The following is a 512-nucleotide window of genomic DNA, read 5'->3' as shown; positions in this document are numbered from 1 at the left end:
CCACCGAGCAGGCGGCGCTGCGCGAAGTCTGGGAAGAAAGCGGCGTGCGCGCGGAAATCGTCTCGCCGTATTCGATCTTCAGCGTGCCGAAAATCAGCGAGGTGTACATCATATTCCGCGCCATCGCCCTGGAGATCACCGGGCAGTACGGGCCGGAGACCATGGATTACAAGTTCTTCGCCCCGGAAGAGATTCCGTGGGAGCAGATCTACTACCCGGCGATCCGGCAGATCCTCGAGCGCTATATCGAAGAGCGCCAGGCTGGGGTTTACGGGATTTACATGGGCAATGATGACAGCGGCAAGATCCATTTCATGCGCTAAAAATCACATGTCCCCTGATCGTTCCCACGCTCTGCGTGGGAATGCCTCAACGGACGCTCCGCGTTCGGCTTTGGATGGGACGCAGAGCGTCCCGGGCTGCATTCCCACGCGGAGCGTGGGAACGATCATCAGTGTGGCTTAAATTGAGTTGATGCCTTCAACGATGATGATCTCCGCCCTCGCCCATTC

1 protein-coding gene is annotated in these 512 nt (G+C 58.4%); it reads left to right on the top strand.

Annotation, left to right across the window (positions count from 1 at the left end; all coding sequences use genetic code 11):
* Window positions 1–323: NUDIX domain-containing protein (locus J5M71_RS27215; protein ID WP_207838635.1), on the top strand; the 323-nt coding region annotated here is incomplete at its 5' end.
* Window positions 324–512 lie beyond the last annotated feature (189 nt).

Source organism: Pseudomonas sp. 43(2021) (assembly GCF_017490805.1).
GTDB lineage: Bacteria > Pseudomonadota > Gammaproteobacteria > Pseudomonadales > Pseudomonadaceae > Aquipseudomonas.
This window is presented reverse-complemented; position numbering and strand designations above follow the sequence as displayed.